Source organism: Pseudomonas sp. UBA4194 (assembly GCF_002379585.1).
GTDB lineage: Bacteria > Pseudomonadota > Gammaproteobacteria > Pseudomonadales > Pseudomonadaceae > Aquipseudomonas.
In genome coordinates, this window is the sequence record NZ_DFUE01000090.1 from 51,470 (window position 1) to 74,904 (window position 23,435).

The 23,435-nt window shown below is 62.7% G+C and carries 20 protein-coding genes, 1 other RNA gene and 1 pseudogene; 19 read left to right on the top strand and 3 right to left on the bottom strand.

The genetic code is table 11. From position 1 onward, the window contains the following. Window positions 1-119: 119 nt before the first annotated feature. Together B3397_RS22350 and B3397_RS22355 are read right to left on the bottom strand one after the other, a co-directional pair. Entirely contained in the window at window positions 120-491 is a 372-nt protein-coding gene (locus tag B3397_RS22350) for a YraN family protein (protein ID WP_296254098.1), read from the bottom strand. Further along, window positions 491-2,287 carry a penicillin-binding protein activator gene (locus tag B3397_RS22355; RefSeq protein ID WP_296254099.1) on the bottom strand — a complete coding sequence of 599 codons (1,797 nt, stop codon included), beginning with the start codon at window positions 2,285-2,287 and terminating at the stop codon, window positions 491-493. The genes B3397_RS22350 and B3397_RS22355 overlap by 1 nt, the downstream gene beginning before the upstream one ends. Window positions 2,288-2,452: 165 nt before the next feature. Here B3397_RS22355 and rsmI point away from each other — a divergent pair, with 165 nt between their 5' ends. From rsmI to lpxC, 18 genes are all read left to right on the top strand, one after another. Further along, window positions 2,453-3,355: a 16S rRNA (cytidine(1402)-2'-O)-methyltransferase gene (gene rsmI / locus B3397_RS22360; RefSeq protein ID WP_296254100.1), complete on the top strand. Its 903-nt coding sequence runs from the start codon at window positions 2,453-2,455 to the stop codon at window positions 3,353-3,355. 74 nt (window positions 3,356-3,429) lie between these two features. Next, an RNA gene (gene rnpB / locus B3397_RS22365) (RNase P RNA component class A) lies at window positions 3,430-3,789 on the top strand. A gap of 308 nt (window positions 3,790-4,097) precedes the next feature. Continuing rightward, window positions 4,098-4,553, top strand: a complete 456-nt coding sequence (gene mraZ, locus B3397_RS22370; RefSeq protein ID WP_296254101.1) for a division/cell wall cluster transcriptional repressor MraZ — start codon at window positions 4,098-4,100, stop codon at window positions 4,551-4,553. Further along, complete coding sequence (gene rsmH, locus B3397_RS22375) at window positions 4,550-5,497, top strand: 16S rRNA (cytosine(1402)-N(4))-methyltransferase RsmH (protein WP_414704425.1); 948 nt, start codon at window positions 4,550-4,552, stop codon at window positions 5,495-5,497. The genes mraZ and rsmH overlap by 4 nt, the downstream gene beginning before the upstream one ends. Further along, window positions 5,494-5,787, top strand: coding sequence for a cell division protein FtsL (gene ftsL, locus B3397_RS22380; RefSeq protein WP_296254102.1), 294 nt, complete (start codon window positions 5,494-5,496; stop codon window positions 5,785-5,787). The genes rsmH and ftsL overlap by 4 nt, the downstream gene beginning before the upstream one ends. Next, window positions 5,787-7,532 (top strand): peptidoglycan D,D-transpeptidase FtsI family protein, encoded by a 1,746-nt coding sequence (locus tag B3397_RS22385; protein ID WP_296254118.1) that lies wholly within the window; start codon window positions 5,787-5,789, stop codon window positions 7,530-7,532. The genes ftsL and B3397_RS22385 overlap by 1 nt, the downstream gene beginning before the upstream one ends. Continuing rightward, window positions 7,532-8,995, top strand: a complete 1,464-nt coding sequence (locus B3397_RS22390; RefSeq protein ID WP_296254103.1) for a UDP-N-acetylmuramoyl-L-alanyl-D-glutamate--2,6-diaminopimelate ligase — start codon at window positions 7,532-7,534, stop codon at window positions 8,993-8,995. Before B3397_RS22385 ends, B3397_RS22390 begins: the two co-directional genes overlap by 1 nt. Beyond that, window positions 8,988-10,355: a UDP-N-acetylmuramoyl-tripeptide--D-alanyl-D-alanine ligase gene (locus tag B3397_RS22395; RefSeq protein ID WP_296254104.1), complete on the top strand. Its 1,368-nt coding sequence runs from the start codon at window positions 8,988-8,990 to the stop codon at window positions 10,353-10,355. Before B3397_RS22390 ends, B3397_RS22395 begins: the two co-directional genes overlap by 8 nt. Beyond that, entirely contained in the window at window positions 10,355-11,437 is a 1,083-nt protein-coding gene (mraY, locus tag B3397_RS22400) for a phospho-N-acetylmuramoyl-pentapeptide-transferase (protein ID WP_296254105.1), read from the top strand. Before B3397_RS22395 ends, mraY begins: the two co-directional genes overlap by 1 nt. 5 nt (window positions 11,438-11,442) lie before the next feature. Further along, window positions 11,443-12,789 carry a UDP-N-acetylmuramoyl-L-alanine--D-glutamate ligase gene (gene murD / locus B3397_RS22405; protein ID WP_296254106.1) on the top strand — a complete coding sequence of 449 codons (1,347 nt, stop codon included), beginning with the start codon at window positions 11,443-11,445 and terminating at the stop codon, window positions 12,787-12,789. Further along, window positions 12,786-14,000 carry a putative lipid II flippase FtsW gene (ftsW, locus tag B3397_RS22410; RefSeq protein ID WP_414704426.1) on the top strand — a complete coding sequence of 405 codons (1,215 nt, stop codon included), beginning with the start codon at window positions 12,786-12,788 and terminating at the stop codon, window positions 13,998-14,000. Before murD ends, ftsW begins: the two co-directional genes overlap by 4 nt. Next, window positions 13,990-15,066, top strand: a complete 1,077-nt coding sequence (gene murG, locus B3397_RS22415) for an undecaprenyldiphospho-muramoylpentapeptide beta-N-acetylglucosaminyltransferase (RefSeq protein WP_296254107.1) — start codon at window positions 13,990-13,992, stop codon at window positions 15,064-15,066. The genes ftsW and murG overlap by 11 nt, the downstream gene beginning before the upstream one ends. Then, window positions 15,059-16,504 carry a UDP-N-acetylmuramate--L-alanine ligase gene (gene murC, locus B3397_RS22420; RefSeq protein WP_296254108.1) on the top strand — a complete coding sequence of 482 codons (1,446 nt, stop codon included), beginning with the start codon at window positions 15,059-15,061 and terminating at the stop codon, window positions 16,502-16,504. The genes murG and murC overlap by 8 nt, the downstream gene beginning before the upstream one ends. Next, window positions 16,501-17,460: a D-alanine--D-alanine ligase gene (locus B3397_RS22425; RefSeq protein ID WP_296254109.1), complete on the top strand. Its 960-nt coding sequence runs from the start codon at window positions 16,501-16,503 to the stop codon at window positions 17,458-17,460. The genes murC and B3397_RS22425 overlap by 4 nt, the downstream gene beginning before the upstream one ends. A gap of 4 nt (window positions 17,461-17,464) precedes the next feature. Then, the gene (locus B3397_RS22430; protein WP_296254110.1) at window positions 17,465-18,334 is read left to right on the top strand and encodes a cell division protein FtsQ/DivIB; all 870 of its coding nucleotides are present in this window, start codon (window positions 17,465-17,467) and stop codon (window positions 18,332-18,334) included. A 14-nt stretch (window positions 18,335-18,348) separates the two neighbouring features. Then, window positions 18,349-19,608 (top strand): cell division protein FtsA, encoded by a 1,260-nt coding sequence (ftsA, locus tag B3397_RS22435; protein ID WP_296254111.1) that lies wholly within the window; start codon window positions 18,349-18,351, stop codon window positions 19,606-19,608. Window positions 19,609-19,664: 56 nt separating this feature from the next. Then, entirely contained in the window at window positions 19,665-20,858 is a 1,194-nt protein-coding gene (gene ftsZ / locus B3397_RS22440; protein ID WP_296254112.1) for a cell division protein FtsZ, read from the top strand. 112 nt (window positions 20,859-20,970) lie between these two features. Next, window positions 20,971-21,882, top strand: coding sequence for a UDP-3-O-acyl-N-acetylglucosamine deacetylase (lpxC, locus tag B3397_RS22445; protein WP_296254113.1), 912 nt, complete (start codon window positions 20,971-20,973; stop codon window positions 21,880-21,882). A gap of 208 nt (window positions 21,883-22,090) precedes the next feature. Here the strand turns inward: lpxC and B3397_RS22450 are convergent, their stop codons facing one another. Further along, a complete protein-coding gene (locus B3397_RS22450) occupies window positions 22,091-22,552 on the bottom strand; it encodes a DUF721 domain-containing protein (protein ID WP_296254114.1) in 462 nt (153 codons plus the stop codon). A gap of 308 nt (window positions 22,553-22,860) precedes the next feature. On the opposite strand from B3397_RS22450, the pseudogene secA reads away from it, so the two are divergent. Next, window positions 22,861-23,435: pseudogene (gene secA / locus B3397_RS22455) on the top strand (preprotein translocase subunit SecA); the annotation flags it as partial.

Genomic DNA, 23,435 nt, shown 5'->3' on the forward strand with positions numbered 1-23,435 from the left:
AAAGGTGACCTTAATTAGGGCGGCTGGTCGGGTAATACCGCGTATCCGCGGCGGCTCCCGGCACAAGAATGTGCAGCCCGCAAAGCAAAGTGCAAAAACGTCTGATTTTAGTGTGGGTGTCAGCTGTCGAACGCATTGCGTATCCAGTTCAGGCGAGTGGCCTGGCTGGCGGTGCCTTCCAAGGCAACCACGTCGAAACGGCACGGGGAGTGGCTCCAGCGCGACTCTTTCAAAAGAAAGTACTGCGCCGCGAAGACCAGTTTCTCACGCTTGCGTGCATCGACACTGGCCAGCGCGCCGCCCCAACCGGAATGCAGCCGGTAGCGGACTTCGACGAATACTACTGTATCGCCATCTAGCATGACCAGATCAAGCTCGCCGCGTTTGCACAACCAGTTGCGCGCCAGCAGGGTCATGCCGTGCTGGCGCAGATGCTCGAGGGCTTGCTCCTCGGCCTCGCGGCCGGCCTGCTGGCGCGGGCTGAGCGGCATTACTGCGGCGTGTTCGGCAGGCGCTGGACCTGACCGTTGACGAACTGGGCCCACGGCAGCTGGCGCTCGATGCGCTGCACGGGGTTCATGCTCAGGCTGCCCGACTGACCCTCGACGCGGTTATCGGGCAGGGCCTTCAACTGGCCCAGTCGTGGGGCCAGGGTGTAGGCATCCACGCCCATGGCGTACAGCCGGCCCAGACTGCCGTTGGCCTGGGGCCACTGGCGCGCAACCTCTTGGCGCAACGTGCCGCCGACATCCAGCAACCAGGGAGTTTCGCAGAAGCGGATGCCATTCATGTCGTTGTACTGGGCCTGATCGCCGCTGGCGCTGAACACGTGGGATGTGGCGTAGACCGGAACATCGCCGGCGTATTGGAAGTTCAGTGTCGGCTTGATCTGCTGTGCCTGTTGAGGCGTGGCGGCGAGGAAAATGAACTGGATGTCCTGGCGGCGCGAAGGCTGCGCACCGCTACCGTCTTGCAGGCTGCCGCTGCTGGCGTTGCGCACGTTGAACAGATCGGCGATCTGCTGGGCCAGTTGCACCGGTTGGTCGACGCGCTGAGCGGCCACCAGGGTGCCGCCGTTGGCTTCCCAGTCCTGGCGAAAGGCCGCCAGCACGCGATCGCCCCAGTCGCCCTTGGGCACCATGGCGGCGGCGCTGACCAAGCCGTCGGCACGGGCGCGACGCGAAACCTCGCGGGCTTCGTCTTCGGCGGCCAGGCCGAACTGGAACAGTTGCGGCGGGCCGGCCTGGGTGCTGTCGCTGTAGTTCAGGGCCAGGGTCGGCAGCGGCAGTTGAGGGCGCGCGGCCAATTGCTTGACCAGCGGCTTCTCCAGCGGGCCAACCACCAATTGCACACCTTGTGCCTGGGCCTGACGGTAGAAGTCATCCAGCGAAGTCAGCCGCGAGCTGTCGAACACCTCGATGACCGGAGGCTTCTGGCCGGCCTGCTGGGCTTGAAAGTGCGCAGCCATGAACCCTTCACGCAGCGCGCGCGCCACGCCGGCCAACTGACCATCCTGGGGCAGCAGCAGGGCTATCTTGGTCAGTGGCTGGCTGGCCAGCTCCTTGAGCTTGACCAGCGGCGCGGGCAGCTGCTTGGCAGCAGGGTGGCCAGGATGCTGGGTGACCCAGTTGTCGATGGCGGCTTGCTGCTGCTCCAGGGTGCCCGCGGATTTGACCGCCAGCGCCAGGCTCATCCAGCCGCCCAGGTCATCGGTGCCAGCGCCTTGCAGCTGTTCGACCGGTAGCGAGCCGATCAGGCTCCAGATGGCCTCGTGGTTCTGACTGGCGGCGTCGCCGTTGAGCAAGGGCGCAACGAAGATGCGCTCGCGGGCGGCGGCCAGGGTCTGGCCGTCGGCTTCGAAGGCGCGTGCACGCACGGTGTGGGTACGCACCTGTTGATCCACCGGCAGCTCCGCCAGGCGCTCCAGGCTGGGGTGACTCAGTGCGGTCAGAGCGGCCTTGGGGTCGTTGCGGCCCATGGCCAGCTCGGCTGCCAGGGTGCTGGCCAGCACTTGCAGGCCAGGCTTGAGCAGTTCAAGGCGCACCTGCTGCAGGATCTGCGCGCTGCGTGTGGGATCGCCCTGGCGGGCGGCCTGGTCGGCGGCGCTCAGGCGCAGCACGGCGGCGTCTTCAGGCGTCTTGCTGGCCGCCGCGCGTTCGAGCAACTGTTCGATGGTGGCGTCCGGGGTGCGGGGCAGTTCACCCAGGTTGGATGACGGTGAACTGGCGCACGCGGCCAGCAGGGCGGCGAGGCATAGGGCAGATAGAAGCCGCAGGCAGGCTGTCATGGATATCGTCCTGATTACTCGATCAAATTAACGGGCAAGTGTACCCAAGCGTCGGCGATGACGCGATGAAGATGGCGCCAAAGCCTTTATATACGGCGTGCAAATGTTTCCAGCAGCCTAGTCGACGGCAGCCCGCCGCGCATTGACCCGGTGTGAGCCTGTACAATGCCGGTTTTGCCGAACGATAAGGTGTGTGCTGTGACTGTTTCAGGCGCTTCTAATTCCACTGCGGGCACACTTTATGTGGTGGCAACGCCCATCGGTAATCTGGACGACATGAGTGCCCGGGCGCTGAAGGTGCTGGGTGATGTTGCGCTGATCGCCGCCGAGGACACCCGCCACTCCATTCGGCTGTTGCAGCATTTCGGCTTGAATACGCCGTTGGCGGCCTGTCACGAGCATAACGAGCGTGACGAGGGCAGCCGCTTTCTGACCCGTCTGTTGGCGGGTGATGACGTGGCGCTGATTTCCGATGCCGGCACGCCGCTGATTTCCGATCCGGGCTACCACCTGGTGCGCCAGGCGCGTGCGGCGGGCGTGCAGGTGGTGCCAGTGCCAGGAGCCTGCGCCCTGATTGCGGCATTATCGGCCGCCGGTCTGCCGTCGGATCGGTTCATCTTCGAAGGGTTCCTGCCGGCCAAGACGGTAGGCCGCCAGGCGCGGCTGCAACAGGTCCGCGAGGAAACGCGCACCTTGATCTTCTATGAGGCGCCGCATCGCATCCTCGAGAGCCTGCAGGACATGGAGCGCGTGTTCGGGGGCGAGCGCCCGGCTGTGCTGGCGCGGGAGCTGACCAAAACATTTGAAACCCTCAAAGGGCTGCCATTGTCCGAGTTGTGTGCGTTCGTGGAAGGCGACAGCAATCAGCAACGGGGCGAGTGTGTGGTGCTGGTGGCGGGCTGGACGGCGCCGGAGAGCGACGACGCCATTGGCAGTGAAGCCCTGCGGGTGCTCGACCTGTTGCTGGCGCAGATGCCACTCAAGCGCGCTGCTGCCTTGGCAGCAGAGATTACCGGGGTGCGCAAGAACCTGCTCTACCAGGCGGCGCTGGACAAGCAGAAGGAATGATCGGGTCGCTGCGCCCTCAGGCCGCACCGGAAAAGCTTGTTCTCTGCTGCCCATGCCGTTAACCTGCGCGGCGGAGAGTCGATCGGACAGTCGCTGCCTCTTTTTGTTCCGCAAAAAGGGGGGGAGGAAAGTCCGGGCTCCATAGGGCAGAGTGCCAGGTAACGCCTGGGAGGCGCGAGCCTACGGAAAGTGCCACAGAAAATAACCGCCTAAGCGCGCAAGCGCCGGTAAGGGTGAAAAGGTGCGGTAAGAGCGCACCGCACGTCTGGCAACAGTTCGTGGCTAGGTAAACCCCACTCGGAGCAAGACCAAATAGGGTTCCATATGGCGCGGCCCGCGTTGGAACCGGGTAGGTTGCTAGAGGTGTCCAGTGATGGCCATCGTAGAGGAATGACTGTCCTCGACAAAACCCGGCTTACAGATCGACTCTCCACCTCTTCCTTCCCCTGCTTGAATCGATAGCAGAAGCCCATTTGTAATGTCGAAAAATTCTTAGTCTTAACAAACTACTTTAAGTTCGGGCCGCAGCTGCTTGAACTCTAAAGCGTTTATTCGTGAAACATCCGTCAGAAACACTCCCCGCGTATTAGTTTGCGTCCTAAATCTCCGATCTATAAGGATTTTCCCTACAGACGCGCCTTGACGGTGTGGTGGGGGGGTTCCTATAGTGTGCGCGAGTGGCGGAAAGTGGCATAAAGTGGGTTTTTCCAGCGCAAAATTCTAAAATCAGGGGAAGCGCGACGTGTTTCGTGGAGCAAATCCGATCAATCTCGATGCGAAGGGTCGGCTCGCCATGCCGAGTCGGTATCGTGACGAGTTGGATTCGAGGTGCTCCGGACAGTTGATCATCACTGTCGACACGGTCGATCCCTGCCTTTGCGTCTATCCCATGGATGAATGGGAAATCATCGAAGCCAAATTGCGCACCTTGCCATCGCTGGTAGAAAGCAACCGCCGTCTGCAACGTCTCTTGATCGGTAATGCCGTCGACCTCGAGCTCGATGGCAGTGGGCGTTTTCTGGTGCCGCCGCGGCTGCGCGAATACGCCAGGCTCGACAAGCACGCGATGCTGGTGGGCCAGCTCAACAAGTTTCAACTGTGGGACGAGGGTGCCTGGAATGCCGTGAGTGCGGCGGACCTGGCAGCTATACAACAACCGGGCGCCATGCCTGACGAACTGCGTGATCTGATTCTGTGACTATTGATAGCGGCTACAACCACATCACCGTGCTGCTCGACGAAGCTGTCGAGGCTCTGGCCGTGCGCGACGATGGCTGCTATCTGGATGGCACCTTTGGCCGAGGTGGCCACAGCCGCTTGATCCTCAAGCACCTAGGGCCCGATGGCCAACTGCTAGGGTTCGACAAAGACCCTCAAGCGATTGCCACTGGGCAAGCGCTGGCGGCCGAAGACGGCCGCTTTGTCATTGTGCAGCGCAGCTTTGCCGAACTCGGCGCGGAAGTGACCGCCCGTGGCATGCACGGCAAGGTCAGCGGCATCCTGCTGGACCTGGGCGTGTCTTCGCCGCAACTGGACGACGCCGAACGCGGCTTCAGCTTCCTCAACGACGGTCCGCTGGACATGCGCATGGACCCTTCGCGGGGTGTCAGCGCCGCCGACTTCATCGCCACCGCGGCGGAAGAAGAAATCGCCCGCGTGTTCAAGGAATACGGCGAAGAGCGTTTTGCCAAGCGCATGGCCCGGGCGGTGGTACAGCGTCGCGAAGTGCAGCGCTTCGAGCGCACCGCAGACCTTGCCGAAGTATTGAAAGTCGCCAACCCTGCCTGGGAGAAGGGCAAGAACCCGGCCACTCGCGCTTTTCAAGGCCTTCGCATTCACGTCAACAATGAGCTGGCCGACCTTGAAGCAGGCCTCGAAGCCGCGCTGGACGCGCTCGAGATCGGTGGGCGGCTGGTGGTCATCAGCTTCCACTCCCTGGAAGACCGCATCGTCAAATTGTTCATGCGCAAGCTGACCAAGGGCGAAGCCGACAATTTGCCGCGCAATCTGCCGGTGCGTTTCGAAGCCTTCGTGCCCAAGGTCAAACTGCATGGCAAGGCGCAGTTCGCCTCCGAAGCCGAACTCAAGGCCAACCCGCGCTCGCGTAGCGCCGTCATGCGTGTGGCGGAGAAACTGCGATGAGCAAGCTGCTGAACAAGCCGTTGCCAGGCGGCAGCTTCTTCATGCTGCTGCTGTTCGTGGCGGTACTGGTTTCCGCCATCGGAGTTTCCTACAGTGCTCACGTCAATCGTCAGTTGCTCAACACCCTCTATGGTGAGCTGAGCGAGCGTGACAAGGCCCAGGCCGAATGGGGCCGGCTGATCCTCGAGCAGAGCACCTGGACGGCTCATAGCCGTATCGAGACCCTGGCTGCCGACCAGCTGAAAATGCGTATTCCCGACGCCGCCGAAATTCGCATGGTGAAACCATGATGAAGCTCGACGGTGCCCTGTTCCCATGGCGTTTCCGCCTGATGGTCGGCCTGCTGCTGTTGCTGGTAGGCGGCATCGTGGCGCAGATCGTCTACCTGCAAGTCATCGACCGTGACTTCCTCATTGGCCAGGGTGATGCCCGCAGCATGCGGCACATTCCGATTCCGGCCCACCGTGGCCTGATCACCGACCGCAATGGCGAGCCGCTGGCCGTGAGTACGCCGGTCACCACCCTGTGGGCCAACCCCAAGGAAATGCAGCTGTCCAAGGACAAGTGGCCCGCTCTGGCGCGGGCGCTTGGCCAGGATCCGAAGTCGTTGACCGAGCGCCTCGAAGCCCAGGCCAGCAAGGAATTCATCTATCTGGTGCGCGGCCTGACTCCGGAGCAGGGCGCCTCGGTGCTGGACCTCAAAACCCCTGGTGTCTACGGCATCGAAGAGTTTCGTCGGTTCTATCCCGCTGGCGACGTGACCGCGCACATGGTCGGCTTTACCGACCTGGACGATCATGGCCGCGAAGGTGTCGAGCTGGCCTACGACGAGTGGTTGGCCGGCGTGCCTGGCAAGCGCCAGGTGATCAAGGACCGGCGCGGGCGGCTGATCAAGGATGTACAGGTCACCAAGAACGCCAAGGCCGGCAAGACCTTGGCGTTGTCCATCGACCTGCGCCTGCAATACCTGGCCAGTCGCGAACTGCGCAACGCCATCAACGAGAATGAAGCCAAGGCCGGCAGCATGGTGATCATGGACGTCAAGACCGGCGAAGTGCTGGCCATGGTCAACCAGCCGACCTATAACCCGAACAACCGCCGCACCATGTTGCCGGCGGCGATGCGCAACCGGGCCATCATCGACGTGTTCGAGCCAGGCTCGACCATGAAGCCGATCTCCATGAGCGCCGCACTGGAAACCGGCCGCTGGAAACCCAGCGACAAGGTCGAGGTGTACCCCGGTACCCTGCAGATCGGCCGCTACACCATCAAGGACGTGACCAAAACCGAAGGCCCGGTCCTGGACCTGACCGGCATCCTGATCAACTCCAGTAACGTCGGCATGAGCAAGGTGGCCTTCGATATCGGCGGTGAGAGCATCTACCGCGTGATGTCGGCAGTCGGCCTGGGTCAATACACCGGCCTGGGCTTCCCTGGTGAGCGGGTCGGCAACCTGCCCAACCATCGTGACTGGAAGAAAGCGGAAACCGCGACCCTGTCCTATGGCTATGGCCTGTCGGTCACGGCGCTGCAACTGGTGCATGCCTATGCGGCCATCGCCAACAATGGCCGCATCGTGCCACTGACTATTCTCAAGAGCGACCAGCCGCCACAGTCGGCTCAGGTAATTCCCGAGAACGTCGCCAAGACGGTGCAGGGCATGCTTCAGCAGGTGATCGAAGACACCCGCGGCGTTTACCGCGCCCGTGTGCCGTCGTACCACGTGGCCGGCAAGTCAGGTACCGCGCGCAAGGCCACCATCGGCTCGCGCGGGTACACCGAGAACGCCTACCGCTCCCTGTTCGCCGGTTTCGGCCCCATGAGCGATCCGCGCTACGCCATCGTCGTGGTCATCGATGAACCCAGCAAAGGCGGCTATTTCGGTGGTCTGGTGAGCGCTCCGGTATTCAGCAAGGTGATGTCCGGCACCTTGCGCCTGATGAACGTTCAGCCCGACAACCTGCCCGCTGCCACGCCCCAGCAGCAGGTCAACGCCACGCCTGTAACACCTCTGGTAAAAGGAGGGCGCGGCTGATGACCATGCCCCTGAGCAAACTCTTTTCCGAAGCCAGCCGCGATCCGTTGATTCGCGAGCTGACCCTGGACAGCCGTAACGTGCGCCCCGGTGACCTGTTCCTGGCGGTGCCGGGTGCCAAGGTCGACGGTCGCGCGCACATTGCCGATGCCTTGAAGTCGGGCGCTGCGGCAGTCGCCTACGAAGTGGACGGCGCCACTGTGTTGCCGCTCACCGATGTGCCGCTGATCCCGGTCAAGGGCTTGATTGCCCAGCTCTCCGACATTGCCGGGCGTTTCTATGGCGAGCCGAGCCGCCTGGTCAACATGGTCGGTGTCACCGGCACCAACGGCAAGACCAGTATCACCCAATTGATCGCCCAGGCCCTGGATGCGCTGGGCGAGCACTGTGGACTGATCGGTACCCTGGGCACCGGTTTTCACGGCGCGCTGAAAAGCGGCCGCCTGACCACCCCCGATCCGATCGCCGTGCAGTCCACCCTGTACGACTTGAAGAAGGCCGGCGCGCGGGCAGTGGCCATGGAAGTGTCTTCCCACGCCCTGGAGCAGGGCCGTGTGGCAGCGCTGGATTTCGACATTGCAGTGCTGAGCAACCTGTCCCGCGATCACCTCGATTACCACGGCAGCATGCAGGCCTACGCCGAAGCCAAGGCCAAGCTGTTCGCCTGGTCGGGCCTCAAGTGCCGTGTGCTGAACCTGGACGACGCTTTTGGCCGGCAGTTGGCCGAGCAGGAGCAGGAATCCCGGCTGATCACCTACAGCCTCAGCGACAGCAGCGCGACCTTGTACTGCCGCGATGCGCAGTTCGACGATCACGGCGTACGTGCCACGCTGGTCACCGTACACGGTGAATACAGCCTGCGCAGCACCCTGCTGGGACGGTTCAACCTGAGCAACGTGCTCGCCGCAGTCGGTGCCCTGATGGGCATGGGCTATCCATTGGACGACATACTCAAGGTGATGCGCCAGGTGCAGGGCCCCCAAGGCCGGATGCAGCGCCTGGGCGGCGCCGACAAGCCGCTGGTGGTGGTCGATTACGCGCACACCCCCGATGCATTGGAGAAAGTACTCGAAGCCCTTCGCCCCCACGCCAAGGGCCAACTGCTGTGCCTGTTCGGCTGCGGTGGCGATCGCGACAGCGGCAAGCGACCGCTGATGGCCGAAGTGGCCGAGCGCCTGGCTGATCGTGTACTGGTCACCGATGACAACCCGCGCAGCGAAGATCCGCTGCGAATCTTCGACGATATTCGTCCCGGCTTTTCGGCCGCCGCCAACGCTGCCTTCATCGCTGGCCGTGGCGCGGCGATTGCCGAGCTGATTGCCAGCGCGGGCCTGGATGACGTCGTGGTGCTGGCCGGCAAGGGCCATGAGGACTACCAGGAGATCAAGGGCGAGCGTCAGCCGTTCTCGGACCTCGAACACGCCACGCAAGCCCTGGCCGCCTGGGAGGCTCGAAATGCTTGAAGCCATGCACTTGAGCCAATTGGCCGATGCCCTGCACGGTCGAGTAGCGGGCGCCGATGCCAGCTTCGACGGCGTCAGCATCGACAGTCGCGCCATCCGCCCCGGGCAACTGTTCGTCGCCCTGACCGGGCCTCGCTTCGATGGTCACGACTACCTCGCTGACGTCGCCGCCAAGGGCGCGGTTGCCGCGCTGGTAGAGCGCGAAGTGGCTGACAGTTCGCTGCCGCAACTGGTGGTGGCCGACACCCGTCTGGCCCTGGGCCAATTGGGCGCGCTGAACCGTGCGCTGTTCACTCGCCCGGTCGCGGCCATCACGGGCTCCAGCGGCAAGACCACCGTCAAGGAAATGCTCGCCAGCATCCTGCGCACACAAGGCCCGGTATTGGCCACGCGGGGCAACCTGAACAACGATCTCGGCGCCCCGTTGACCCTGCTGGAACTCGCCCCCGAACACCAGGCCGCCGTGATCGAACTGGGTGCGTCGCGCATCGGCGAGATCGCCTACACCGTCGGCTTGACCCAGCCTCACGTGGTGGTGATCAACAACGCCGGCACCGCCCATGTGGGCGAGTTCGGCGGTCCGGAGAAAATCGTCGAGGCCAAGGGTGAAATCCTCGAAGGACTGGGCGAGGGCGGTACCGCTATCCTCAACCTGGACGATAAGGCTTTCGCCATCTGGCAGGCCCGGGCGGGCGATCACGCCGTTCTCAGCTTTTCCTTGAGCAACCCTGCCGCAGATTTCCATTCCACCGCCCGGCGCAGCGATGCCCGTGGCTGCCCCGCGTTCACCCTGCACGGTCCGTGCGGTGTGGCGGAGGTGCAACTGAACCTGCTCGGTGTTCACAACGTACTCAACGCCCTGGCCGCGGCAGCTGCCGCTCATGCGCTGGGCGTGCCGGTGGCCGGCATCGAAGCGGGCCTGAACAACGTTCAACCGGTCAAGGGCCGCACCGTCGCGCAAATTGCCACCAACGGTGCGCGGGTGATCGACGACACCTACAACGCAAACCCCACGTCAATGTGCGCGGCAATCGATATACTGGCCGGCTTTTCCGGGCGGACCGTTCTGGTGCTCGGGGATATCGGTGAATTGGGTGCCTGGGCCGAAGAAGGCCACCGTCAGGTGGGCGAATACGCAGTCGGCAAGGTCGACGCGCTGTATGCCGTGGGGCCGATGATGGCCCATGCGGTGAACGCCTTCGGAACCCAGGGCAAACATTTCACCAGCCAGGCTGACCTGATCGCGGCACTTGCCGCTGAACAGGGTTCCACTACCACAATTTTGATCAAGGGATCACGCAGCGCGGCGATGGAAAACATTGTGGCGGCGCTGTGTGGTTCTGGCGGGGAGAAACATTAATGCTGCTGCTGCTGGCGGAATTTCTGCAACAGTTCCATAAAGGCTTCGCGGTCTTTCAGTACCTGACCCTGCGCGGGATTCTGGGCGTACTGACCGCGCTGTCGCTGGCCCTCTGGTTGGGCCCCTGGATGATCCGCACCTTGCAGATTCGTCAGATCGGCCAAGCGGTACGCAACGACGGCCCGCAATCGCACCTGTCCAAGTCCGGCACGCCGACCATGGGCGGTGCGTTGATCCTTTCGGCCATCGCCATCAGCACCCTGCTGTGGGCTGACCTGTCCAACCGCTATGTATGGGTGGTCCTAATCGTCACCCTGCTGTTCGGCGGCATCGGTTGGGTCGACGACTACCGCAAGGTGATCGAGAAGAACTCCCGCGGCCTGCCCAGCCGCTGGAAGTATTTCTGGCAGTCGGTGTTTGGCCTGGGCGCCGCCGTGTTCCTGTACGTGACCGCGCCGAGTTCGGTGGAAACCACCCTGATCATTCCGATGCTCAAGGATGCCAGCATTCCTCTGGGCGTCGGCTTCATCGTGCTGAGCTACTTCGTCATCGTCGGTTCCAGCAACGCGGTCAACCTCACCGATGGCCTGGATGGCCTGGCGATTCTGCCCACGGTCATGGTCGGCGGCGCACTGGGCATATTCTGCTACCTGTCGGGCAACATCAAATTTGCCGAATACCTGCTCATTCCCTATGTACCCGGAGCCGGCGAGCTGATCGTGTTCTGTGGCGCGCTGATTGGTGCCGGCCTGGGCTTTCTGTGGTTCAACACCTATCCCGCTCAGGTGTTCATGGGTGACGTCGGGGCACTGGCTCTGGGTGCGGCCCTGGGCACCATCGCGGTGATCGTGCGTCAGGAAATCGTCCTGTTCATCATGGGCGGCATCTTCGTGGTCGAGACCCTCTCGGTGGTCATCCAGGTGGCATCGTTCAAACTCACCGGCCGCCGCGTGTTTCGCATGGCGCCGATTCATCACCATTTCGAACTCAAAGGCTGGCCTGAACCTCGCGTCATCGTCCGTTTCTGGATCATCACCGTGATTCTGGTGCTGATCGGCCTTGCCACCCTGAAGCTGAGGTAGAACGAGTGTCTCTGATCGCTTCTTCCCACTTCCGCATCGTTGTCGGCCTCGGCAAGAGCGGCATGTCCCTGGTGCGTTTTCTCGCGCGCCAGGGCGTGGCCTTCGCCGTGGCCGACACGCGCGAGAATCCGCCGGAGCTGGCAACCCTGCGCCGCGATTTCCCGCAGGTGGAAGTGCGCTGTGGCGAACTGGACGTCGAGTTCCTGTGCCGCGCCGATGAGCTGTACGTGAGCCCCGGCCTGGCGTTGGCGACTCCGGCGTTGCAGCAGGCTGCAGCCCGTGGCGTTCAGCTGTCCGGGGACATCGATCTGTTCGCCCGGCACGCCAAGGCACCGATCGTCGCCATCAGCGGTTCCAATGCCAAGAGCACCGTCACCACCCTGGTAGGCGAGATGGCTGTGGCGGCAGGCAAGCGTGTGGCAGTGGGCGGCAACCTGGGCGAGCCGGCGCTGGATCTGCTCGCCGATGACATCGAGCTGTATGTACTGGAGCTGTCCAGCTTCCAGCTGGAAACCACCCACCAGCTCAATGCCGAAGTGGCCACGGTACTCAATGTCAGCGAAGACCACATGGACCGCTACAGCGGTCTTCCGGCCTATCACCTGGCCAAGCATCGGATCTTCCGCGGTGCGCGCAAGGTGGTCTTCAACCGCCAGGATGCCCTGAGCCGGCCGCTGATGGGCGAAGGCCTGCCATGCTGGACCTTCGGTTTGAACATTCCGGATTTCAAGGCCTTCGGCCTGCGCGAAGAAAACGGCCAGAAATACCTGGCCTATGAGTTCCAGAACCTGATGCCGGTCAGCGACCTGAAAGTACGCGGCGCTCACAACCAGGCCAATGCCCTGGCCGCGCTGGCGCTGGGTCATGCCGTGGGCCTGCCGTTCGAGACCATGCTCACCAGTCTGCGCGCGTTCAGCGGCTTGCCGCACCGCTGCCAGTGGCTGCGCGAGCGTGACGGCGTGGCCTGGTACGACGACTCCAAGGCCACCAACGTCGGCGCGGCCATTGCCGCCGTCGAAGGCCTGGGTGCCGACATCGACGGCAAGCTGGTGCTGGTGGCCGGTGGCGATGGCAAGGGTGCCGACTTCAGCTCGCTGCGCGCGCCGGTCGATCGCTACTGCCGTGCCGTGGTGCTGCTGGGGCGCGACGCGCCGCAGGTTGCCGCTGCGTTGGGTAACGGTGTGCCCCAGGTCAACGCCGGTTCCATCGAGGAAGTGGTCCAGCGCTGCGCCGAACTGGCCCAGCCTGGCGATGCCGTGCTGCTGTCGCCGGCCTGTGCAAGCCTGGACATGTTCAAGAATTACGAAGAACGCGGACGTCTGTTCGCTCAGGCTGTGGAGGGCTTGTCATGATCTTTGGTGTGATCAAGCCATTTCCATCACCGCTGATCAGCGGCCGTGGCATCGACATCGATTTCGCCATGCTGGCCGGCTGCCTGGCGCTGCTGGGCCTGGGCCTGGTGATGATCACCTCGGCTTCCTCGGAAGTGGCGGCGGTCAACGCCGGCAACCCGTTGTCGATGATGATCCGCCATCTGGTGTATCTGGTCATCGGCGTCGGCACCTGCATCGTTACCATGATGGTGCCCATCGCCACCTGGCAGCGCCTGGGCGGCACCTTGCTGCTCGGTGCCTTCGGCTTGCTGATCATGGTGCTGCTGCCCGGTATCGGCCGTGAAGTGAACGGCTCGATGCGCTGGATTGGCTTCGGCATGTTCAACGTCCAGCCTTCGGAGATCGCCAAGGTCTTTGTGGTGCTGTTCCTGGCCGGTTATCTGGTCCGTCGCCAGCAGGAAGTGCGTGACAGCTGGATGGGCTTCTTCAAGCCGTTCTTCGTGCTGCTGCCGATGGCCGGTCTGTTGCTGATGGAGCCCGACTTCGGCGCCACCGTGGTGATGATGGGGGCGGCTGCGGCCATGCTGTTCCTGGGGGGCGTGGGCCTGTTCCGTTTCGCCCTGATGGTGGCGCTGGCGGTGGGCGCGGTGTTCGTCCTGGTGCAGGCCCAGCCCTATCGCATGGCACGCCTGATCACCTTCACCGACCCTTGGAGCGACCAGTTCGGTTCCGGCTACCAGTTGACCCAGGCACTCATTGCCTTTGGTCGCGGCCAATGGTTCGGCGTCGGCCTGGGCAACAGTGTCCAGAAGCAGTTCTACCTGCCCGAAGCCCATACCGACTTCGTGTTTTCGGTACTGGCTGAAGAACTCGGTGTGGTCGGCTCGCTGTGCACCGTGGCGTTGTTCGTGTTCGTGTGTATCCGCGGCATGTACATCGGCTACTGGGCCGAGCGCGCCAAGCAGTATTTCGCAGCCTATGTGGCCTACGGCCTGTCGTTCCTGTGGATCGGTCAGTTCCTGATCAACATCGGCGTGAACGTCGGCCTGTTGCCGACCAAGGGTCTGACCCTGCCGTTCCTCAGTTATGGCGGCAGCTCCCTGGTGATCTGCTGCGCCTGCCTGGGCCTGTTGCTGCGGATCGAGTGGGAGAGTCGCTCGCACCTGGGCAGCGAAGAGGTGGAGTTCAGCGAAAGCGACTTCGCCGAGGAGACGCCCCATGGCCGATAAGGGCAACGTGCTGATCATGGCCGGCGGCACCGGCGGCCACGTGTTCCCGGCGCTGGCCTGTGCCCGTGAGTTCCAGGCCCGCGGTTTCACCGTGCACTGGCTGGGTACTCCCCGTGGCATCGAGAACGAGTTGGTGCCTGCCAACGGCCTGCCGTTGCACCTGATCGACGTCAGCGGTGTGCGCGGCAAGGGCAAGCTGTCGCTGCTCAAGGCGCCGTTCGCCATCCTCAAGGCGATGCTCCAGGCTCGCCGTGTCATTGGTCAGTTGCAGCCGGTCTGCGTGGTGGGCTTTGGTGGCTACCTGACAGGCCCGGGCGGCCTGGCCGCACGCCTGGCCGGAGTGCCGGTGATCGTGCACGAACAGAACGCCGTGGCCGGTACCGCCAATCGGTTGCTGGTGCCGTTCGCCAGCCGAGTCTGCGAAGCTTTCCCGAATACCTTCGGTCCTTCGGCCAAGCGCCGCACCACGGGCAACCCGGTGCGCAGCGAGCTGTTTCTGGAAACCCCGCGCCAGACCCTGGCCGGCCGCCAGCCTCGGTTGTTGATCCTGGGCGGCAGCCTGGGTGCCGAACCCTTGAACAAGCTGCTGCCTGAAGCGCTGGCCCAGGTGCCGGTCCAGTACCGCCCCGAGGTGTTCCATCAGGCCGGCAAGAAGCACGATGAAGTGACCGCCGAGCGTTATCGCGCTGCCGGCGTCGAGGCGCAAGTGGCGCCGTTCATCAAGGACATGGCCCAAGCCTATGGCTGGGCCGACCTGGTGGTCTGCCGCGCTGGCGCCCTGACCATCAGTGAACTGGCGGCCGCTGGGCTGCCGTCGTTGCTGGTGCCGCTGCCCCACGCGATCGACGATCACCAGACGCGCAACGCCGATTATCTGGCTCGTGAAGGCGCTGCCTTCCTCATGCCACAAGCGACAACCGGCGCTTCGGAACTTGCCGAGCGTCTGAAAGAGGTTTTGATGCAACCGGAAAAACTGCTGACCATGGCGAGCACCGCACGCCGCCTGGCCAAACCCGATGCCACCCGTACCGTCGTCGATGTCTGCCTGGAGGTGGCCCATGGTTGAGAATCAGAAAGCCATGCCGCAGCCGGAAATGCGCCGCATCCGCCGTATCCACTTCGTCGGCATCGGCGGTGTGGGCATGTGCGGCATCGCCGAGGTGCTGTTGAACCTGGGTTATCAGGTGTCAGGCTCGGACCTCAAGGCCTCGCCGGTCACCGAGCGCCTGACCTCGTTCGGCGCTGAAATCTTCATTGGCCACCGCGCCGAGAATGCCGCCAGCGCCGATGTGTTGGTAGTGTCCAGTGCCGTCAACACCAGCAACCCGGAAGTGGCCACCGCCCTGGAACGCCGCATCCCCGTGGTGCCACGCGCCGAGATGCTGGCCGAGCTGATGCGCTACCGTCACGGCATCGCCGTGGCCGGGACCCACGGGAAGACCACCACCACCAGCCTGATCGCCTCGGTATTCGCCGCAGGCGGCCTGGACCCGACCTTCGTCATTGGTGGCCGACTGAATGCCGCCGGCACCAATGCGCAGTTGGGCACCAGCCGCTACCTGATCGCCGAAGCCGATGAATCGGACGCCAGCTTCCTGCACCTGCAGCCGTTGGTGGCCGTGGTCACCAATATCGACGCCGATCATATGGCCACCTACGGCGGTGACTTCAATGTCTTGAAGAAGACGTTCGTCGAGTTTCTCCACAACCTGCCGTTCTACGGCCTGGCCGTGGTTTGCCTGGACGATCCGGTGGTGCGCGAGATTCTCCCGCAGATCGCCCGTCCGACCCTGACCTATGGCACCAGCGAAGAAGCCGACGTGCGCGCTATCAATGTGCGCCAGCAAGGCATGCTGACCCACTTCACCGTGCTGCGCCGCGATCGCGAGCCGCTCAACGTGTCGGTCAACATGCCAGGCAACCACAACGTGCTGAACTCCCTGGCCACCATCGCCATCGCCACCGACGAGGGCATCAGCGACGAGGCCATCGTTCAGGGCCTGTCGGGCTTCCAGGGCGTGGGTCGCCGCTTTCAGGTGTACGGCGAACTGCCTGTGGAAGGCGGTAGCGTGATGCTGGTGGACGACTACGGTCATCACCCTCGCGAAGTGGCTGCCGTGATCAGCGCCGTTCGTGGCGGCTGGCCCGATAAACGTCTGGTGATGGTATACCAGCCGCATCGCTTCAGCCGTACCCGCGACCTGTACGACGATTTCGTACAAGTGCTGGCGGACGCCAACGTCTTGTTGCTGATGGAGGTCTATCCGGCTGGCGAAGAGCCGATTCCCGGGGCCGACAGCCGTCAGCTGTGCCACAGCATTCGTCAACGCGGCCAGCTGGACCCGATCTACATCGAACGTGGCGTGGAACTGGCGCCGCTGGTCAAGCCGCTGCTGCGCGCCGGCGATATCCTGCTGTGCCAAGGCGCCGGGGACATCGGTGGCCTGGCGCCGCAACTGCTCAAGAGCCCGCTGTTCGCCCAGGCCCCGGGGACGTCGAAATGAACGTCCTTGACCTCAATACCCTGCGCTCGAACATCGCGCCGAGCGATTTCGGCCGCGTAGCCGTGCTGTACGGCGGCAAGAGCGCCGAGCGTGAAGTGTCGCTCAAGTCGGGCGCGGCCTGCCTGCAGGCGCTGCAGGACGCCGGTGTCGACGCTTTCGGCATCGATGTCGGCGACGATCTGCTGGCGCGCCTGCAAGCCGAGAAAATCGACCGCGCCTTCATCATCCTGCACGGTCGTGGCGGTGAAGATGGCAGCATGCAAGGCTTGCTCGAGTGCCTGGACATTCCCTACACCGGCAGCGGCATCCTGGCCAGCGCCCTGGCCATGGACAAACTACGCACCAAACAGGTGTGGCAGAGCCTGGACCTGCCGACGCCACGGCACGCGGTGCTGGGCAGCGAGTTCGACTGTATTTGCGCGGCGACGGAACTGGGCTTCCCTTTGATCGTCAAACCCGCCCATGAAGGTTCAAGCATCGGTATGGCCAAGGTGACCGGCGTCGACGAATTGGTCCACGCCTGGAAAGCCGCCAGTACCTACGATTCGCAAGTCCTGGTAGAGCAATGGATTCAAGGTCCGGAGTTCACCATCGCGACCCTGCGTGGCCAGGTTCTGCCGCCGATTGCCCTGGGCACCCCGCATTCGTTCTACGACTACGACGCCAAGTACCTGGCCAACGACACCCAATACCGCATTCCGTGCGGGCTGGACGCGGCCAAGGAACAGGAACTCATCGAACTGACCGCACGCGCCTGTGATGCCATCGGCATCAAGGGTTGGGCGCGTGTGGATGTGATGCAAGACCAGCAGGGCCGCTTCTGGCTGCTGGAAGTGAACACGGCCCCAGGCATGACCGATCACAGCCTGGTTCCCATGGCGGCGAAAGCTGCCGGTCTGGACTTCCAGCAGTTGGTGCTGGCGATCCTGGCCGCAAGCTGCGAGGCGCGAGGTTAAGACCATGCAAGGCCCAATGATTCGTCATCAGTCACCCGCCATCGGCCGCAACAAGCCGGTGCCGCGTGGCGCCAGTCGAATGGTGGCCAAGGAGCCGCTGTCGGTGCGCCTGCCCAAGGCCAATTTCAGCGTCTTCAAGAAGCTGATGTGGCCCGTGTTGCTGGTGGGCCTGGGCTTCGGTACCTACGAGGGCGCGCAGTACCTGCTGCCGTACGCCGACCGTCCGATCACCAAGGTGGCGGTGCAGGGCGACCTCAGCTACATCAACCAGCAGTCGGTGCAGGAACGTATCCAACCTTATGTGGGCGCCACGTTCTTCAGCATCGACCTGACGCGCATGCGCACCGAACTCGAGACCATGCCCTGGATCGCCCACGCCGAAGTGCGGCGGGTATGGCCCGATCAGGTCGTGATCCGCCTCGAAGAGCAACTGCCGGTCGCGCGCTGGGGCAATGAAGCCCTGCTCAACAACCAGGGTGAGGCATTCGCGCCGCGCGAACTGGGCAACTACGAACACTTGCCGCAGTTGTTTGGTCCGGCACGGGCCCAACAGCAGGTGATGCAGCAATACCAGGTGCTGAGTCAGATGCTCCGTCCACTGGGCTATTCGGTAGCCAGGCTGGAATTGACCGAACGTGGCAGCTGGTTTCTGACCACAGGCGCAGGAAGCGCCGGCCCAGGCATCGAGCTGTTGCTGGGACGTGACCACTTGCTGGAAAAAATGCGCCGCTTTATCGCCATTTACGACAAGACACTTAAAGATCAGATCACGAATATCGCGCGTATCGACCTGCGTTATGCCAACGGTTTGGCCGTGGGCTGGCGCGATCCGAACGCCCCGACGTCGGATACGCCCGCCGTCGCGAAGAATTGAGAAGAGGCAGGACCATGGCAAACGTGCAAAGCGGCAAAATGATCGTCGGACTCGACATCGGGACCTCCAAGGTGGTGGCGCTGGTGGGCGAAGTCGCGGCCGACGGTACGCTGGACATCGTCGGGATCGGTACGCACCCCTCGCGCGGCTTGAAGAAAGGCGTGGTAGTGAATATCGAGTCCACCGTCGCGTCGATCCAACGCGCGGTGGAAGAGGCCCAGCTGATGGCCGGTTGCCGCATTCACTCGGCATTCGTCGGCGTGGCCGGCAACCACATTCGCAGCCTCAACTCCCACGGCATCGTTGCCATCCGCGACCGTGAAGTGAGCACCGCGGACCTGGAGCGCGTGCTCGACGCCGCCCAGGCCGTGGCCATTCCTGCCGATCAGCGCGTGCTGCATACCCTGCCGCAGGATTACGTGATCGATAACCAGGAGGGCGTACGCGAACCTCTGGGCATGTCGGGCGTGCGTCTGGAAGCCAAGGTTCACGTGGTCACCTGCGCAGTCAATGCGGCGCAGAACATCGAGAAGTGCGTGCGCCGCTGCGGTCTGGAAATCGACGACATCATTCTCGAGCAACTGGCCTCGGCCTACTCGGTACTGACCGACGACGAGAAAGAGCTGGGCGTCTGCCTGGTGGACATCGGTGGTGGCACCACCGACATCGCCATCTTCACCGAAGGCGCGATCCGCCACACCGCAGTGATCCCGATCGCCGGTGACCAGGTCACCAACGACATTGCCATGGCCTTGCGTACGCCGACCCAGTACGCCGAAGAAATCAAGATCCGTTACGCCTGCGCCCTGGCCAAGCTGGCCGGCGCCGGCGAAACCATCAAGGTGCCGAGCGTGGGCGATCGTCCGCCGCGCGAATTGTCGCGCCAGGCGTTGGCCGAAGTGGTCGAGCCGCGGTACGACGAGCTGTTCACCTTGATCCAGGCCGAACTGCGTCGCAGCGGCTACGAAGACCTTATCCCGGCCGGCATCGTGCTGACCGGGGGTACAGCAAAAATGGAAGGCGCGGTCGAACTGGCCGAAGAAATCTTCCACATGCCGGTACGCCTGGGCGTACCGCATACCGTTCGGGGGCTGAGCGACGTGATCAGCAACCCGATCTACTCCACCGGCGTGGGCCTGTTGATGTATGGCCTGCAGAAGCAGTCCGATGGCTTGAATCTGTCAGGTATCAGCAACAGCAGTAGCAGTTATAGCGACGACACCAAGGCTCCAGTGCTGGAACGGCTGAAGCGTTGGGTGCAAGGCAATTTCTGATTCAAAACGGCAGTAGCGGTAGGCGCACAAAACTAGAGAATGAAAGGAGAGGGCACATGTTCGAACTCGTAGACAACATCCCGCAAAGCCCGGTAATCAAAGTTATCGGTGTCGGCGGTGGCGGCGGCAACGCCGTCAACCACATGGTCAAGAGCAACATCGAAGGCGTTGAATTCATCTGCGCCAACACCGATGCGCAGGCGCTGAAGAACATCGGCGCACGCACCATCCTGCAACTGGGCACCGGCGTGACCAAGGGTCTGGGCGCTGGCGCCAACCCGGAAGTCGGCCGTCAGGCCGCGATGGAAGACCGCGAGCGTATCGCTGAAGTGCTGCAAGGCACCAACATGGTCTTCATCACCACCGGCATGGGTGGCGGCACCGGTACCGGTGCAGCACCGATCATTGCCGAAGTGGCCAAGGAAATGGGCATCCTGACCGTTGCGGTCGTGACCCGTCCGTTCCCGTTCGAAGGCCGCAAGCGCATGCAGATCGCCGATGAAGGCATCCGCGCGCTGTCCGAAAGCGTCGACTCGTTGATCACCATTCCCAACGAGAAACTGCTGACCATCCTGGGCAAGGACGCCAGCCTGCTGTCGGCTTTCGCCAAGGCTGACGATGTACTGGCCGGTGCCGTTCGCGGTATCTCCGACATCATCAAGCGTCCGGGCATGATCAACGTCGACTTCGCCGACGTGCGCACCGTGATGAGCGAGATGGGCATGGCGATGATGGGTACCGGTTGCGCCAGCGGCCCGAACCGCGCGCGCGAGGCCACCGAAGCGGCCATCCGCAACCCGTTGCTCGAAGACGTCAACCTGCAGGGCGCCCGCGGCATCCTGGTCAACATCACCGCAGGTCCCGACCTGTCGCTAGGTGAATACTCCGACGTGGGTAGCATCATCGAGGCGTTCGCTTCCGACCACGCAATGGTCAAGGTGGGCACCGTGATCGATCCGGACATGCGTGACGAGCTGCACGTGACCGTTGTGGCCACCGGCCTGGGTGCCAAGATCGAGAAGCCTGTGAAGGTCATCGACAACACCATGCAGACCGCTGCCCAGACGCCACCGCCTTCGCAGCAGCCAGCACGCCAGGATCAGCCTTCGGTGAACTACCGTGACCTGGACCGTCCGACCGTGATGCGCAACCAGGCTCACGGCGGTGCTGCCGCTGCGGCCAAGCTGAACCCTCAGGATGACCTGGATTATCTGGACATCCCGGCCTTCCTGCGTCGTCAGGCCGATTAATGCAATTTATCAGGGGTATAAGGGTGATTGGTGTTCAGCAAAGGCTCGGTCTGCTATTATCGCCAGCCTTTGTTGATACCAGTTCGCAATTTGCGCTGAAGCGGCCAATGCCATGATTAAACAACGCACCCTGAAGAATATTATCCGTGCCACAGGCGTCGGCTTGCACTCCGGTGAGAAGGTCTACCTGACCTTGAAACCCGCGCCCGTGGATACCGGTATCGTGTTCTGTCGCGTCGACCTTGACCCGGTCGTGCAGATTCCTGCGCGTGCCCACAATGTCGGCGCCACCACGATGTCCACCACTTTGGTCAATGGCGACGTCAAGGTCGACACCGTAGAGCATCTACTGTCAGCCATGGCGGGCCTGGGGATCGATAACGCCTACGTCGAACTCTCCGCCTCCGAAGTGCCGATCATGGATGGCAGCGCCGGACCCTTCGTATTCCTGATTCAATCGGCTGGCCTGGAAGAACAGGACGCGCCGAAGAAGTTCATCCGTATCCTGCGTGAAGTGACAGTGACAGAGGGCGACAAGCGCGCCACCTTCCTGCCTTTCGAAGGCTTCAAAGTGAGCTTCGAAATAGATTTTGACCATCCTGTCTTCAAGGATCGCACGCAAAGTGCCAGCGTCGACTTTTCCAGCACGTCCTTCGTGAAGGAAGTCAGTCGCGCGCGTACCTTTGGTTTCATGAGCGATCTGGAATACCTGCGCAAGCACAATCGTGCACTGGGCGGCAGCGTTGAAAACGCTATCGTGGTGGACGAAGCTGGCGTTATGAACGAGGACGGTTTGCGATATGAAGACGAATTCGTCAAGCACAAGATCCTCGATGCAATCGGCGATCTCTACCAGTTGGGCAATAGCCTGATTGGCGAATTCCGTGGTTTCAAGTCGGGCCACGCACTGAACAACCAGCTTTTGCGCCGTTTGCTGGAGCAAGAGGACGCCTGGGAAGTGGTCACATTCGAAGATGCCAGTACGGTACCGATCTCCTACATGCGGCCAGCAGCGTTGGGTTGATACAACCTCTCTTTTCTGGTTTCACATTTTAAAGGCTGCCTTCGGGTGGCCTTTTTTTATGGCCGGCTGTTTTATCGGCGTGAGTCAGGGGAATCTTTCGCTCAATGGTCCCCTCACGCGCACGGCTCCCTCTCCCCCAGGGAGAGGGCTGGGGTGAGGGGACCATTCACCACAAATCCTAACCCCAACCCCAACCCCAACCCCAACCCTAACCCTTGCTCCTGCCCTTGGCATGCGCCGCCAACCTTTCCAGCGCCGCTCGTAGGTTCGGATCACTGATCCCCTCGGCTGTTGCCTGAATGTTTTCCCCCGCGCTCACCGACAGATCGATACTGCGACTCCCCGCCTGGCTTTGCACCGTCGGCGGTTGGACCTTGAACAGAATGCGGGTCAGGCTGCTGAATTCGTCCAGCGCCTGCAGATCGCGTTGCAGGCGTTTCTGCTGATAGCGCAGGCGCGTGGCCCAGTGGCCGTCGGTCACGATCAGCAACAAACTCCCTTCCCGCCATGACGCTACATAGCAATGTTCACGCGCCGCGGGTTGCAACTGGCTCTCGAGCAGGCGTTGCAGATGGGACAGCCGCTGAGCATGGCTGAACAATGCCTTGAGGGGCCTGGCTTCGCGCAGCAGGACAGCCGGAGCCCGGGCGGGCAGTGGGCGAAAGACCATGGGGACATACCTGAGGTGACCGAGCCTGCATGTTAACAGAATCCCTTGATCACACCGTTCTACAGGGCTGCGAACAGGCCACGCCGGGCATTTGGATACATGACATCTTCGCCCCATGGGTTGAAGTTGACAAAAAAGGCCTTATTGTAAAAAAGCCCCGTTACAGCGCTGTGCCAGCATCGTGGACATAACGCCACTTTCCTCTCCTTCGTTTCCGGGTAGAATGCTCGTTCGCATGCGGCCATGAGGGCTGCACGGGCGACTCACGGGGCCGCCCTCCATCCCTATGTGTGGAAGATCCTGCCGATATGTTTGCGCCTTTGTTAAAGAAACTTTTTGGAAGCAAGAACGAGCGTGAAGTACGACGCATGCTCAAGACGGTACAGGCCGTCAATGCCTTCGAAGAGCAGATGGTGGCCCTCTCGGACGAGCAGCTGCGGGCCAAGACCGCAGAGTTCAAGGCCCGCCTGGCAAAAGGCGAGACCCTAGACCAACTGCTGCCCGAGGCTTTCGCCGTCTGCCGCGAAGCCGGCAAGCGCGTGATGGGCATGCGCCACTTCGATGTTCAGCTCATCGGTGGCATCACCTTGCACGAAGGCATGATTGCCGAAATGCGCACCGGTGAAGGTAAAACCCTGGTGGCAACCTTGGGTGTGTATCTCAATGCGCTGTCCGGCAAGGGCGTGCACGTGGTCACGGTCAACGACTACCTGGCCCGCCGCGACGCCAACTGGATGCGTCCGCTGTACGAATTCCTGGGCCTGACCGTGGGTGTGGTCACCCCGTTCGCGCCGCCGGAAGAAAAGCGTATCGCCTATGCTGCCGACATCACCTACGGCACCAACAACGAATTCGGTTTCGACTACCTGCGCGACAACATGGC